The 12988-nt window shown below is 41.8% G+C and carries 12 protein-coding genes and 1 tRNA gene; 9 read left to right on the forward strand and 4 right to left on the reverse strand.

Going from position 1 to position 12988, the window contains the following annotated elements; all coding sequences use genetic code 11:
- Positions 1 to 13 precede the first annotated feature (13 nt).
- A complete protein-coding gene (locus WKF66_RS09110) occupies positions 14 to 544 on the forward strand; it encodes a hypothetical protein (RefSeq protein ID WP_489674118.1) in 531 nt (176 codons plus the stop codon).
- Here WKF66_RS09110 and tamL read toward each other — a convergent pair.
- A complete protein-coding gene (gene tamL / locus WKF66_RS09115; RefSeq protein ID WP_489674119.1) occupies positions 541 to 2946 on the reverse strand; it encodes a translocation and assembly module lipoprotein TamL in 2406 nt (801 codons plus the stop codon). The genes WKF66_RS09110 and tamL overlap by 4 nt on opposite strands.
- Here tamL and WKF66_RS09120 point away from each other — a divergent pair.
- From WKF66_RS09120 to WKF66_RS09130, 3 genes are all read left to right on the forward strand, one after another.
- Positions 2937 to 3686: a TrmH family RNA methyltransferase gene (locus WKF66_RS09120; protein ID WP_489674120.1), complete on the forward strand. Its 750-nt coding sequence runs from the start codon at positions 2937 to 2939 to the stop codon at positions 3684 to 3686. The two genes, tamL and WKF66_RS09120, sit on opposite strands and share 10 nt — an antisense overlap.
- A 49-nt stretch (positions 3687 to 3735) precedes the next feature.
- A tRNA-Cys gene (locus WKF66_RS09125) sits at positions 3736 to 3806 on the forward strand.
- A 34-nt stretch (positions 3807 to 3840) separates the two neighbouring features.
- Positions 3841 to 4017 carry a spore protein gene (locus WKF66_RS09130; protein WP_489674122.1) on the forward strand — a complete coding sequence of 59 codons (177 nt, stop codon included), beginning with the start codon at positions 3841 to 3843 and terminating at the stop codon, positions 4015 to 4017.
- A gap of 302 nt (positions 4018 to 4319) precedes the next feature.
- Here WKF66_RS09130 and WKF66_RS09135 read toward each other — a convergent pair whose 3' ends face one another.
- Positions 4320 to 5354 (reverse strand): quinone-dependent dihydroorotate dehydrogenase, encoded by a 1035-nt coding sequence (locus WKF66_RS09135; protein WP_489674123.1) that lies wholly within the window; start codon positions 5352 to 5354, stop codon positions 4320 to 4322.
- 58 nt (positions 5355 to 5412) lie between these two features.
- Between WKF66_RS09135 and WKF66_RS09140 the strand changes: the two genes are divergently transcribed.
- The 3 genes from WKF66_RS09140 to WKF66_RS09150 are packed head-to-tail and all read left to right on the forward strand — an operon-like array spanning position 5413 to position 9125.
- Positions 5413 to 7329, forward strand: a complete 1917-nt coding sequence (locus tag WKF66_RS09140) for an ABC-F family ATP-binding cassette domain-containing protein (protein WP_489674124.1) — start codon at positions 5413 to 5415, stop codon at positions 7327 to 7329.
- Positions 7329 to 8591, forward strand: a complete 1263-nt coding sequence (locus tag WKF66_RS09145) for a type IX secretion system plug protein (protein WP_489674126.1) — start codon at positions 7329 to 7331, stop codon at positions 8589 to 8591. Before WKF66_RS09140 ends, WKF66_RS09145 begins: the two co-directional genes overlap by 1 nt.
- A gap of 3 nt (positions 8592 to 8594) precedes the next feature.
- The gene (locus tag WKF66_RS09150; protein WP_489674127.1) at positions 8595 to 9125 is read left to right on the forward strand and encodes an acyl-CoA thioesterase; all 531 of its coding nucleotides are present in this window, start codon (positions 8595 to 8597) and stop codon (positions 9123 to 9125) included.
- Here WKF66_RS09150 and WKF66_RS09155 read toward each other — a convergent pair.
- Positions 9122 to 9526 (reverse strand): EVE domain-containing protein, encoded by a 405-nt coding sequence (locus WKF66_RS09155; RefSeq protein WP_489674128.1) that lies wholly within the window; start codon positions 9524 to 9526, stop codon positions 9122 to 9124. The genes WKF66_RS09150 and WKF66_RS09155 overlap by 4 nt on opposite strands.
- 383 nt (positions 9527 to 9909) lie before the next feature.
- Between WKF66_RS09155 and WKF66_RS09160 the strand changes: the two genes are divergently transcribed.
- Complete coding sequence (locus WKF66_RS09160) at positions 9910 to 10878, forward strand: Na/Pi cotransporter family protein (protein WP_489674129.1); 969 nt, start codon at positions 9910 to 9912, stop codon at positions 10876 to 10878.
- Between the two features lie 35 nt (positions 10879 to 10913).
- On the opposite strand, the gene WKF66_RS09165 is transcribed toward WKF66_RS09160, so the two are convergent.
- Positions 10914 to 11537 carry an HAD family hydrolase gene (locus tag WKF66_RS09165; RefSeq protein ID WP_489674130.1) on the reverse strand — a complete coding sequence of 208 codons (624 nt, stop codon included), beginning with the start codon at positions 11535 to 11537 and terminating at the stop codon, positions 10914 to 10916.
- Positions 11538 to 11785: 248 nt separating this feature from the next.
- Between WKF66_RS09165 and WKF66_RS09170 the strand changes: the two genes are divergently transcribed.
- On the forward strand, positions 11786 to 12883 hold the full coding sequence (locus WKF66_RS09170; RefSeq protein ID WP_489674131.1) for an acyltransferase family protein: 1098 nt from the start codon (positions 11786 to 11788) through the stop codon (positions 12881 to 12883).
- The last annotated feature ends 105 nt before the right edge of the window (positions 12884 to 12988 follow it).

The following is a 12988-nucleotide window of genomic DNA, read 5'->3' on the forward strand; positions in this document are numbered from 1 at the left end:
ATCAAAGCTTCGAATGAAAACAATACGCCTCCTGATCCTGCTACTTAGCACCTCGATTTACGGTTATGCGCAAAGCGCAGACATTAATAACTTTATTGTGAAGGAGAGTCTATTGAAAAATAGCAAGCTCGCTATTATTGCAGCAGATTCGTTGGACAACCCCATTGAGAAGGTTAATGGCATCTATACGTTTAGTGTAAGTGGATTTACCCAGGAGGTACGGTTTAGTGATGGTGTGGCTGTTATACCGCTACCTTTAGAGAGTTCAGCATTCGTTTACATCAAGCATCAGAACGATCAGGGCACCCATAGCAAGCTATTTTATGTTTATAAAAAAGAAGGAAGCTTGACTCCCTACGCTTTCAATAGCATGTGGCTGGTACTATTTCCAGTAATACTTTTCGTGATTGCCTTCTTGTTCCGGAAATTCCTGATTATAGCTGTGATACTATTCCTGATCTTCATCTACTTCAATCATAGCAATGGTTTGAGCCTTGGGACTTTCTTTGAGACCATATTTGACGGTCTTAAAAGTGCTTTTTAGAAAGGCATTCCTATACCAAAGTTATATTGAACAAACCGGTACTGCATCGGGCTGTTTAATGCGTTATACGTGCGTTTAAAATCTCTGCCACCATTGAAGAGTTTACTGATCACCCATTGGTCTGAACCCTGAAACTGTGGATCCTTAAGCTTTAAACCTACGTCGAAACGAAATACGAAGTACTGAACGTCATATCTGAAACCAGCGCCCGTACCGATACCAAGCTGTCTTCCTAGCTTCGAAAAGTCGAATTTAGTGGATGGATCGGCGTTGTTGCTGGAGACGTTCCATACGTTTCCAGCATCTAGAAAGAATGCGCCTTTAAGTTTAGCGCCAAAGAATTTGTTCAGCAGAAGATACCTGTATTCCAGGTTGGCTTCGATATGCATATCACCTAGCTGATCTATACCAAAAAGCGACCTTCGTGTAGCAGAATCAGGAATACTGACGCCCCTGTTGTAATTACCTGGCCCGAGAGTTCTTGCCTGAAAAGCACGAACTCCGCTGGAACCACCGGCGAAAAACAACTTTTCAAATGGCATGGCAGTCGAGTTTCCGTAGGCGAAACCAACACCTGCATTGATTCGGGTAACCAGTTGCTTTTCCCCACCGAGACCTTTATACCATCTTACATCCACCTCCGGACGGACATACTGGTTGAATGGCAAACCGAATATCTCTGCAAAATCACCCGACTGAGGATCGTGCTTAGTCCCCGAAAGCTTAGACGCAAGCTGTAGCATATTACCTGCAATATCTATATTACCCCTAAAATAGAGGAAGTCGCTATTGGTTAACAGCTTATCAGAGTTCAGGGAGTAGGTATATTTTATCCCTAGCGTGATGTCTTTTCTACTGAGGAGCCGCACATAATACTGATTGTTCCGGATAATATTATCCGATAAGTTACTGCTTAGATTACCCAATCTATATTCAAAATTTAATGGGGTAACTGAGTGGTATTTAGACTTAGATTCCACAAATTCGTAGGTTACGGAGTTGAGGAAGACATGACGCTGGAAGAAATCCGTTTGCAAGGCATACGCATAACTGGTAGAGAAAATAGTATGTGGCATACCTCCTCGCCGCCCTGGTCTCAAGGAAATAAAGGGCAGCATTAACCGTGGAACGCTTAAGTTAGCACTCAGTGAGAAATCCCTTTGATAGATGTCACTGAAAAGTGCGCTTCCGTTTCCAACACGAGATTGTAGTCCGCCCTTCACCTGGAACTCAAATCGTTCCGCACCTCTAAACAAGTTGTTGTTGGTATAGGTATTACTCAGGGTGAAACCTACAGTACCGCCATTAAAAGGAACCTCTCCCTCTACCCTGTTGCTCATGATCTTTTGGGGGATCAGTTGAATTACTGGCATTACTCTATTGGAACTATCCTGCGCTTTTGCATAGTCAATTTTAACGTTTTTAAAAACGTTAAGCTCATACATCCGATCATAAGTTAACGTTTCATTTCTGATATCGTAGGTTGTCGAATCCTGCAAAAAATTATAGCGGGCGATAGGACCTCTTCTAAATTTACCGGAATAGTCAGTGTACTTAAGGCCCCTGTACACTTTGGAGGTTTTGCTGGCACTGTTAAGCAGGCTATCAATCGGTGCTTGAAAACCATCGGCATCTGGAGCGATGATCAGATTGGTTTCTCCGATAGCGTATTTTTGATGCGCAGTTTTGTCTTTAGGATTGTCGATCAACAGGGACACATTGACCTTACTGGCATTTAGATTGGTATCCAGTTCGAACTTCACGTAAGGTCTGGCGAAGTCGAAATACCCATTCTCTTTCATGACCTGATAAATGTGATCTCTTTCATAAGCCAGGGAGTCATCATCATAACGCATACCCTCTTTGAAGTGCGTAAAAACAGATTTATTGTTTAAATAGGTGCTTTTGGTCGCACTATCAGGTATTTGGAAGCTAATTTTATTGATAGCGAAGGAAGGTCCCTGGTTTGCTTTAAACCTAACTTTGGCCTTTTGCTTTTTGACCTCGATAGAAGAAGTTACTTTGGCTTTAAAATAACCTTTGCTGACTAAGAATTTCTGTATCTGGTCCCTTGAAATCTCTACCAATGCACTATCCAGGATCGGTGGCGGATTACCGAGGGGTTTGATGCCTGTTGTTTTGTACTTACCGTCTTTAGTATTGAAGATGTTGTAAATTAATACGTTGATCCCGATGGTAGATGTAGGCCTGATGTCTTTCTGAATATAGTTGAGTGCTTCTTCTTCAAACAATTTATTTACACTATCTATTTCTACCTTTTTAACGATAGACTGGTAGTCTGCGATATATTTTGTTGAGGAGCATGCCGATATAAAGAGGAGAATAAATAGTAATATTGCAGGACAAAAGGTGTTTTGTTTACAAGGAAGATATGCTTTCAAAGTCTCAGTTAAGTTTTATAAAATCGTTACATCAAAAAAAGTACCGTAAAGAAAGTGGGATATTCATCGTTGAAGGTATAAAATCTATCGTAGAATTTACCAACTCACCATTCAAGATTCACAGCATCTATTATCTCTCTCATTACCAGTCGTTACTCCCGGTTTTGCCAGCAAATATAGAGTTATTTGAAGTAAACAACGCTGAATTGGACAAGATTAGTACGTTGCAAACGCCGCAGGGAATTTTAGCGCTGGTTCACATTCCTGATGGGGAAACATTGTCGGCGAAGGATTTAGCAGGATCCTTTACTTTAATTCTTGATGGTATCCAGGACCCAGGCAATATGGGTACGATTATCAGGACTGCGGACTGGTTTGGATTTAAACATATTGTTTGCTCGTTGAATACCGTGGAAGTTTACAATCCCAAAACGGCACAGGCAACCATGGGTTCTCTGGCACGGGTGAAGGTTTGTTATCAGGATCTGAGGGCATTGCTTGCTGTAAACCGGCTTCCGGTTTTTGGTGCCTTACTGGACGGAAAAAGTATGTATCGGACGGAATGGGGCAAGGAAGGCTTGGTAATTCTTGGAAATGAAGGTCAGGGGATAACAGAGGAAGTAAGAACTTATATCACTGATCCGGTGACGATACCGCGCGTTGGAGCGGCTGAATCCTTAAACGTTGCTATTTCTGCTGCGATCATTTGTTCGGACATCAGCAGATATTTACAGAAATAAATTGCATAGTAACTAATAATTACTATTTTTGCAGCCTGAATTTTAACAGGGTCGAGTGGCCGAGTGGCTAGGCAGAGGTCTGCAAAACCTCCTACAGCGGTTCGAATCCGCTCTCGACCTCAGGATTTAAATATTTAAATAAAAAAACATTAACATGGCAGTTACAAGACTAAAAAGAAAAGACAGAAGGAATAAGACTTTCGCAAAGTTAGATGTGAAAAACTTGAAACTAGCGACTAACATTGAGTTAGGTAGCCGTTCAAGACAATCTTTAACAGATCAGTTGGCTAAAAACAATGCTGTTTTAGATCAGCTTTCAGCTAGAGCATAGTTTTTTCTATAGGATATTAAGCCTTTCTACGTTGTAGAAGGGCTTTTTGTTTTTATGGGAAAGGCCTGCGGAAGGTTTTGTATGTAGTTAAGTTGTGGTTGGTCACCGCATCGTCTCGTCAAGCGGGCGAGTGAAACGTCATGCGGGAGCACGAAACGTCATGCAGGAGCACGAACGTTATGCCGGCGCAGGCCGGTACCCCAGCCCTAAATAATCTCACTTCTCTTCCGAGGTTCTGAAACAAGTTCAGAATGACGGCGGGGAAGGGACGGTTTAAATGACGGGAGGGATGACGAAAAACCTTAGCCCTTAACCAATTCCTTGCAAATGTCCTTAATCAAACCCGGTCCTTCATAAATGAAGCCCGTGTACAACTGTACAAGTGAAGCGCCTGCTTCCAGCTTATCCTTCGCATCCTGAGGAGAATGAATCCCTCCTACTCCAATGATTGGAAAAGCCTTATTTGACTTGTTAGACAAATACCTGATAACTTCAGTTGATCGTTGAGTTAGTGGCTTCCCACTTAAACCGCCGGTTTCCTTTAAAAGAGCTTCTTCTGAGTAAAGACCGCTCCGGTCTACCGTGGTATTGGTAGCAATTACTCCTGCGATGCCTGTTTTAAGAACGATTTCTACAATGTCGTCAAGTTGCTCATCGGTAAGATCAGGAGCGATTTTTAAAAGAATCGGGCGTTTAACCGGATTCTGTTGATTGCGTTGCTCTAAAGTGTTGAGTAGATCCATTAAAGGCTCTTTTTCCTGCAATGCCCTTAAACCAGGAGTGTTCGGAGAACTTACGTTCACTACAAAATAGTCTACAACTTTATGAAGCCGCTCGAAACATTTAATATAGTCACTAACCGCATCTTCATTCGGCGTATTTTTGTTTTTACCTATGTTACCGCCAATAACGATCTCTGAATTCTTACTTTTCAACTGCCTTAATCTTTCGGCAAGCGTATCCACGCCTTTGTTGTTAAAGCCCATCCGGTTGATAATGGCTTTATCAGCCTCTAAGCGGAACATTCTTGGCTTGTCGTTACCCGGCTGAGGCAATGGTGTTACCGTACCAACTTCGATAAAACCAAATCCCATATCGCTTAATGCTTCAATGTACTCGCCGTTCTTGTCAAAACCCGCAGCAAGGCCAACAGGGTTTTTAAACTTGATGCCAAAGACCTCTCGCTCCAATCCTTTTATCTTAACGTCGAAGCTACTTCTTATAATCGTTTCTCCCAGTGGGAAGTGCTCATGGAACCACTTTAAACGTTTCACAACAAAATGGTGGACTTTCTCCGGGTCAAATTGGAAGAATATAGGTTTAATCAGACGGTACATGGAACGAAGGAATTAATTAATGCCAAAAATGCACATTTGTTTGTATTTTTGCAATCACATGATTTCAATAAACGACTTAACATTCCTTATAGGCTCCAGAGCTTTATACGACGAGGCAAACTGGCACATTAAACCTGGAGATCGGGTTGGACTTATTGGTGCCAACGGAACAGGAAAATCTACCCTTTTAAAAATAATAGTTGGTGAATACGGACCGTCTTCAGGAAGCATTTCTATGTCGAAAGACTTGAAAATAGGCTACCTGAATCAGGATTTGCTTTCGTACGACTCGCACCATAGCATTTTGCATGTTGCAATGGAGGCCTTTGAACGCCAAAATCAGCTCCATGATGAAATAGAAGAATTGTTAAAGAAGATTGAGACCGACTATTCTGAAGACGTTTTATATAAACTAAGTGACAAGCAACAAGAATTTGAAGCTTTAGATGGTTACAGCATAGAATACAGGGCAAATGAGATTCTTGCAGGTCTTGGATTTAGCACTGAAGATCAACACAGACCATTGAATACTTTCTCTGGAGGATGGAGAATGCGTGTGATGCTGGCGAAAATCCTTTTGCAGACACCAGACATCCTTTTATTGGATGAGCCAACCAACCACATGGATTTACCTTCCATCAAATGGCTGGAAACTTATTTAGGCAGCTTTGAAGGTGCGATTGTAATCGTATCTCATGATAGGTACTTCCTTGATAAAGTAGTGAACAAGATCGTTGAATCCCGCAAAGGAAAGCTTACCCCTTATTCCGGTAATTACAGTTTCTACCTGGAAGAAAAGTCCCTGAGAGGTGAAATCCAGAAAGGTGAATTTAAAAACCAACAGGCTAAGATCAAGCAGGAAGAAAGATTGATTGAACGCTTCAGGGCGAAAGCTTCTAAAGCTAAGATGGCGCAATCCAGAATGAAAGCGCTGGATAAAATGGAGCGTGTGGAAGATGTTGATGACGACAACCCTACGGTTAACTTCCAGTTCAAGTTCTCTAAACCATCTGGCCGACACGTAATTAAAGTAGAAGATGCTTATAAAAGCTATCCGAACATTGAAATATTAGACAATGCTGATGGATTGATCGAAAAAGGCGATAAGATTGCACTTATCGGTGCGAATGGTAAGGGTAAGTCTACCCTGCTTAGAATTATTGCGGGTGCTGAAGACTTCACAGGAAAGTGCGAAACTGGCCATAATGTGACCACAACATTCTTTGCTCAGCATCAGTTGGAGTCTCTGCATTTGGAGAATACTATTCTAGAAGAACTCCAGGCATTTGCTCCAAAACATACAGATACTGAACTTCGTGGCATTTTAGGCTGCTTCCTGTTTACTGGTGATGATGTTTTCAAAAAGATCCGCGTATTGTCAGGAGGAGAGAAATCAAGGGTTGCTTTAGCGAAATCATTAACGACTGACTCCAACTTCCTGATCCTGGATGAGCCAACGAATCACCTTGATATCCAATCGGTGAATATCCTTATTCAAGCGCTTACGCAGTATGAAGGTACATTCATAGCCGTATCCCACGATAGGTACTTCCTTGATCATGTAGCCAATAAGATCTGGTTTATCGAAGATAAAGACATTAAAGAATATCCAGGTACGTACGCTGAATACGAAGAATGGAATAGCAAAAGACCACCAGCAGCCCCGACTCCTGTACCGGTAAGACCTGATAAAGAAGTTAAGAAGGTAGTAGAAGATAAACCTGCCAGTCCGAATCTTCAGCAACAGTTGAAGAAACTAAATGAGCAGCTTAAAAAGATTGAGACAGATATCTCAGACTTTGAAAAGCAAGTGAAGGTGATTGAATCTGAAATAGCAGATGAAAAAACGTATTCGGACTCCTCTAAGCTTTCAGAAGCAAACAAACGTTACCTCGCTGCGAAGAATCTGCTGGATACTGCTCAGACTACCTGGGAAGACCTCGCATCTGATATCATGGACATGGAAAGTAAGTAATGAAGCCTTTTGGACTCCTGCTGCTATTCCTATTGAACTTACAAATTGCTGCCGCACAGCAGCAATTTGTGTTTGAAAACAAAATTTATCAGTCGAACATCAAAACGGTAACATGTTTCAATACGCAGAAAGAGCAGTCGATTCCGGTAATTACTTTAAATTCCAATGAGCAACTGCTCTTCTCGTTCGACGATCTGAATGGGGGAAGTAAGGTGTATTGGTATGCCATTGAACATTGCACATCTGACTGGAAGCCCTCCCGTCTTTCTTCAATGGATTATCTGGAAGGTCTATCAGAAGACAGGATTCAAAATTATAAGTATTCATTTGGCACCTTACAAAAATTCACCCATTATCAGCTACAACTACCGAATGGGCAGATCAAACCTAAGATCTCAGGGAATTATCTACTGAAGGTTTATGAGGATGGCAACTTGAATAAACCAGTCATTTCTCAAAGATTCTTCGTGGTGGAGCAGGTTGTTAACATTGCAGCTGAGGTGGTTCCAAGTCAGCAGGTAGCTTTAAGATCCAGCAATCAGAAACTGAACTTTACGATCTTTCATAAGATAGCTATACAGAACGCATATGCTGATGTGAAGGCGGTTGTAATGCAAAATGCAGACCCGCTGACGGCAGTCATAAATACTAAACCTTCGTTTATTAAACCTGGTGCTTTGGTTTACAATGACCTAAACACAAATGATTTTCCGGGAGGTAATGAGTTCAGGAAGTTTGACATCCGAAGTTTGCGTTATAAAGCAGAAAATGTACAGGACATCATCAAAGATTCAATAATCAATGTTATTCTTTTTCCCGATCCGGTAGCAAATAAAGCTAAGTACAGCAATTTGATTGATGAGAACGGGGCTTTCTTCATCAGGAATACTGAAGGCCGGGAGCCGATCACAGATGCGGATTACACCGGAGTGTCGTTTACTTTGAATTCGCCTCCTCCTACAAAAAACGGAGCTGCATATGTAGTGGGGCGTTTAAACAATTATGTCCTAAACGAAAGCAACAAGCTTAATTACGATCCTACAAAGAATCGTTTTTTAGGAAACATCACTTTGAAACAAGGGCTTTACGACTATAAATACGTTTGGCTGGACAAAGACACCGGCAAGGCTGATGAAACTATTTTTGAAGCTTCTTTTTTTGAGACTGAGAATACGTATCAGGTGTTTGTTTATTACCGCAAACCAGGCTCACGCTGGGAAGAATTGATAGGATTTACAAACATTAACAACGTGAAGCGCTAAAATATGAGTCTTAAAGTAAAAAACCCGAGCCACTCTTTTACCATCATGAATGAATTGGTGTTACCAAATGACACCAACACCTTAAACAACCTGATGGGTGGAAGACTTTTGCACTGGATGGACATTGCTGCAGCGATCTCTGCGCAAAAACATTGTAATAGAATCGTTGTAACCGCTTCGGTAGACAATGTATCATTCAAACAGCCGATCAAACTTGGCGATGTGATAACGATTGAAGCCAAGGTCTCCCGGGCCTTTAATACTTCAGTAGAAGTCCGCTTAGATGTCTGGGCGGAGAACATTCCTTCTGGCAACCGCATAAAATCCAATGAAGCCTACTACACTTTTGTAGCGGTTGGTCAGAACAACGAGACCATTCCGGTGCCGGAGCTTGTACCAGAAACTGAGGAAGAAAAAGAGTTATTTGCCGGGGCACTCAGAAGACGGCAACTGAGACTGATACTTAGCGGCAAAATGAAAGCTCATGACGCGCTTGAGCTCAAAGCCTTGTTCTTTCCAGAGGAGTTGCTTTAGCTGCCCATTTCTAGTATTTTATCAAACTCTTCAGCCTTTAGGGACATAACAGAGAGCCTTCCCTGCCTGATCAGTGAAATGTCTTTCAGACTTTCTTCCGCTTTGATCTGTTCTAATGAAACCGGGTGTTTAAGTGGCTCTACCGGAGCAAGATCTACTACCAACCAATTCGCATTATCCGTAGTTGGATCTTGATAAGATTCTTTAACCACCTTGGCAATACCAACAACGTTCTTTCCCTCATTGCTATGGTAAAAGAGCACTAAATCGCCTTCCTTCATCTCTCTGAGATTGTTACGCGCCTGGTAATTCCGTACGCCATCCCAAATGGTTCGTCCGTCTTCATTAAACTTATCCCAACTATATTTAAATGGTTCGGACTTTACTAACCAGTGGTTCATTGTTTATTTATCTTTATTGAGCTGCGAATTTAATAAAAGATGCTGGTTAGACGGCGAGTGAACTAAAAAAGGGGAGCTCTATCCGGATGCTCCCCTTTCTAACCAAATATATACCAGCTGAGCGCTGTGTTGTAGAGGAAGGAGTCGAACATTCACTGGCCACCAACTGGCACTCTACATGGGGTAATTGCTTTACCTATAACAAAGGTGAAGTTTTGATATAAAGACAAGATTAATTTAATGTCAAGTCTTTAGGTACAGAATTTAGAACATTTAATTGACATTGTTAACATAAACATAACATGCAATCCTATACTCCCAAATGGATTTATTGTTAGATTATAACCTTTAAGAAATCAAAATAAATCTAGCACATTTAGTATATGGCAAGTGTTTGGGAAATTATACTAATGGTACTTGGAGGACTTGGGTTGTTCTTGTTCGCAATTAATAACCTTTCCGACACACTTAAGGAGCTACTAGGCGACAAAGCGAAGAAATGGCTTGGTTACTTTACAAAGAATGTTTTTACAGCGATCCTAACGGGCATAGTGATTACCACGATTCTTGACTCGTCCTCTGCTGTAATTATCATGACGATTGTGCTCGTAAATGCAAAAGCACTTACCTTCAGGCAGTCTATGGGGATTGTGATGGGAGCGAATATCGGCACTACCTTTTCCAGTCAGCTGATTGCATTAGACATTGGACAATATTCCCCAATCCCTATCTTTTTAGGTCTCGTATTAAGCCTGTTCTCTAAAAGTGAAAGAATCTCCAAAGCTGGCAAAGTTGTGCTATTCTTTGGAATCCTGTTCTTTGGCCTGTACACAATGGAACGTGCCGTTGAACCCTTAAAAGATGATCCGGCATTTTTATCATGGATGGAAAAACTTGATGATCCTTTGCGAGGTACCGCAATCGGCGCTTTAGTCACCTTAGTAATACAATCATCTTCAGCAACTGTTGGAATGGTGCTTACCCTCGCAAAAAAAGGCCTAATCAACCTAGGGGGAGGAATTGCCGTGATGATCGGAGCAGAACTGGGGACTTGCTCTGATACGCTTTTGGCGACTATCCGTTCAGACAGGCAAGCTATTAAAACTGGCATGTTTCATTTGCTTTTCAATGTGGTGTCTATAACAATAGGAATTCTGATCCTTCCACTATTTACAACTTTTATAGCACACATCTCAGGAAATGCGAGCATTGAACAAAAAATAGCAAATGCGCATATGATCTTTAACACAACAGGCGTGCTGATCTTCATCCCTCTGGTTCCATTTATTGAAAAGCTTTTGAATCGCTTGATTCCCTCGAAAGAGACAAAATTATCTGCAGTACCCGCTTAATAGGATAATATTCGAACCGCTCCCATGATTGCAGCCTATTTGATCTTGAGCTCGGCGAAATTATGATAAGTAGTTCCGTAATATTCGGCTAAAGCAGGTGAGAACTTACCTTCATAATCATATAAAAACGACTCTATCCCTAGTTCTTTAGCGGCTGATATTTCTGTTTCTGGATTGTCACCAATTACTAGCACTTCAGAGGGTTCGTAATGATAGGTGTTTAAAATTTGCTTAAAAACATCTGTTTTGCTTAGTTCCGATGTGTAAGGATCCGGTATGAATATCTCCTTGAATTCCTTGTCGATACCTAGTTGTCGTATTTTACTTTTCTGCAACTTCGTATAACCTGCGGTTACCAAGAACCGGTCTGCTGCATTGTTTTTGGTCAGATGATAATCTTCAAATGGCTGCATAGTACCGCTGTATTCCATATCAAGGCACATTTTCAATGCCTGATCGCTTAATTCCTTGTCTATTGTGTGACGTTCGGCAATAACGTGAAAGGGAGTAGTCAGTATATCAGCGCGAACATTGTCAAGTACCTCATCACTGACTTGTCCTTTCAATAGTGAAAATAGTTCCTTGTACATGTCATCAACTACAGACTTTGTAGGATATATGGTATCGTCCAGATCGAATATTAAAGCTTTTTTATTCATAGTTTCTGCAAATCATTTATACGGTAAACGGATTTGAACTGTTAACAAGGTAGATTCCATTAAGGTTTTCACAATCGTCAAGCCGGCGTCGGCCGCAACCTCGGACTGGGTGGCACTTAGCCGATTGTGTTCACTAAAACGCAACAATCTCTACCGGGCGATTTTGATGGAACCATTGATTTTGATACCTTGGTGCTGCCTTAAATCAGCTGCCATACCCACATTGATCGGATTTTCCGTAAATAAAAATGAACGACACCACCGCTACATTACCCCGCTCGAAACAGCACTTTGAAATTCTCGATGGGTTACGGGGGGTTGCCGCTTTGGCCGTAGTAACCTTCCATTTTATGGAATGGGCTTACACAGATGCCAGCAAGAACTTCATCGGACACGGTTTTCTAGCTGTAGACTTCTTTTTTTGTCTTTCCGGCTTTGTAATCGGGTATGCGTATGATGATCGTATTTCTAAAATGGGCATTCTTGGCTTTCTTAAAGCAAGAATAATCCGGCTCCACCCACTTGTTGTAGCGGGGTCCGTGTTAGGCCTGCTGGCTTTTCTGTTCGACCCTTTTGGCGGCCACCCAGAATTGTATAGCACCGGCAAGATCGTTCTAACTTTCTTATGCTCAATATTTCTTATTCCATACCCTGCAATCGCCGATCGTGGTTTTAATCTCTTCAGCTTCAACGCGCCCGCATGGTCCTTGTTTTGGGAATACATTGCCAACATTGTCTACGTGTTGGTGCTTTATAAAATTGGTCGCAGCTTATTATTACTGCTGACCGTACTTTCTGCAGGAGCGATTTGCTTTGTCAGCTACCGTTCAGGCAATTTACTCGGCGGCTGGAGTGGTCCAACTTTCTGGGACGGTTGCGCACGGATTTCCTATTCATTTTTGGCCGGTCTGCTTATTTACCGTTCTAACTGGATCATCAAGAACAAACTCGGCTTCGTAGGCCTTGCTATATTATTATTCTTTGCATTCATCATGCCTTTCTCCAAATGGAATTGGTTATCTGAGCCCTTGGTTGTACTGCTCTACTTTCCCCTGCTGATTGCTTTTGGTGCAGGCGCTAAGTTGACTCCTCAATTGAAAAAGCTCTGCATAGTTTCAGGGCAGATCTCATACCCCTTGTACATGACCCATTACGCGGTGCTATGGATGTTCGGCAACTATTACACCAGTCAAAAGCCAGGCACCATGCAACTGACGCTCATTATTATAGTAGGACTCTTTCTACTCCTTGGCGCCGCCTACCTGGTGATGGTGCTTTATGATATCCCATTACGGAACTTTCTTAGCAAAAAACGGAACGATAGGCTAGCCCCTCCTAGGAATTAACTAGCAAGAAATGACGCTTTTGTCACTGAAGTTTATTATATTAACTTCGTAATCAACAACTATCGAAAAGCTTTAAGCTCCAGCTTGTTTTGCGCTACTAACTTA

This window comes from Pedobacter sp. (assembly GCF_037719805.1).
Classification (GTDB): domain Bacteria; phylum Bacteroidota; class Bacteroidia; order Sphingobacteriales; family Sphingobacteriaceae; genus Pedobacter.

Bases quoted from the DNA above. Each gene is read 5' to 3' on its own strand.
- WKF66_RS09110 (WP_489674118.1), top strand. From the start codon at position 14: ATGAAAACAATACGCCTCCTGATCCTGCTACTTAGCACCTCGATTTAC.
- WKF66_RS09120 (WP_489674120.1), top strand. From the start codon at position 2,937: ATGCTTTCAAAGTCTCAGTTAAGTTTTATAAAATCGTTACATCAAAAA.
- WKF66_RS09130 (WP_489674122.1), top strand. From the start codon at position 3,841: ATGGCAGTTACAAGACTAAAAAGAAAAGACAGAAGGAATAAGACTTTC.
- WKF66_RS09135 (WP_489674123.1), bottom strand. From the start codon at position 5,354: ATGTACCGTCTGATTAAACCTATATTCTTCCAATTTGACCCGGAGAAA.
- WKF66_RS09140 (WP_489674124.1), top strand. From the start codon at position 5,413: ATGATTTCAATAAACGACTTAACATTCCTTATAGGCTCCAGAGCTTTA.
- WKF66_RS09145 (WP_489674126.1), top strand. From the start codon at position 7,329: ATGAAGCCTTTTGGACTCCTGCTGCTATTCCTATTGAACTTACAAATT.
- WKF66_RS09150 (WP_489674127.1), top strand. From the start codon at position 8,595: ATGAGTCTTAAAGTAAAAAACCCGAGCCACTCTTTTACCATCATGAAT.
- WKF66_RS09155 (WP_489674128.1), bottom strand. From the start codon at position 9,526: ATGAACCACTGGTTAGTAAAGTCCGAACCATTTAAATATAGTTGGGAT.
- WKF66_RS09160 (WP_489674129.1), top strand. From the start codon at position 9,910: ATGGCAAGTGTTTGGGAAATTATACTAATGGTACTTGGAGGACTTGGG.
- WKF66_RS09165 (WP_489674130.1), bottom strand. From the start codon at position 11,537: ATGAATAAAAAAGCTTTAATATTCGATCTGGACGATACCATATATCCT.
- WKF66_RS09170 (WP_489674131.1), top strand. From the start codon at position 11,786: ATGAACGACACCACCGCTACATTACCCCGCTCGAAACAGCACTTTGAA.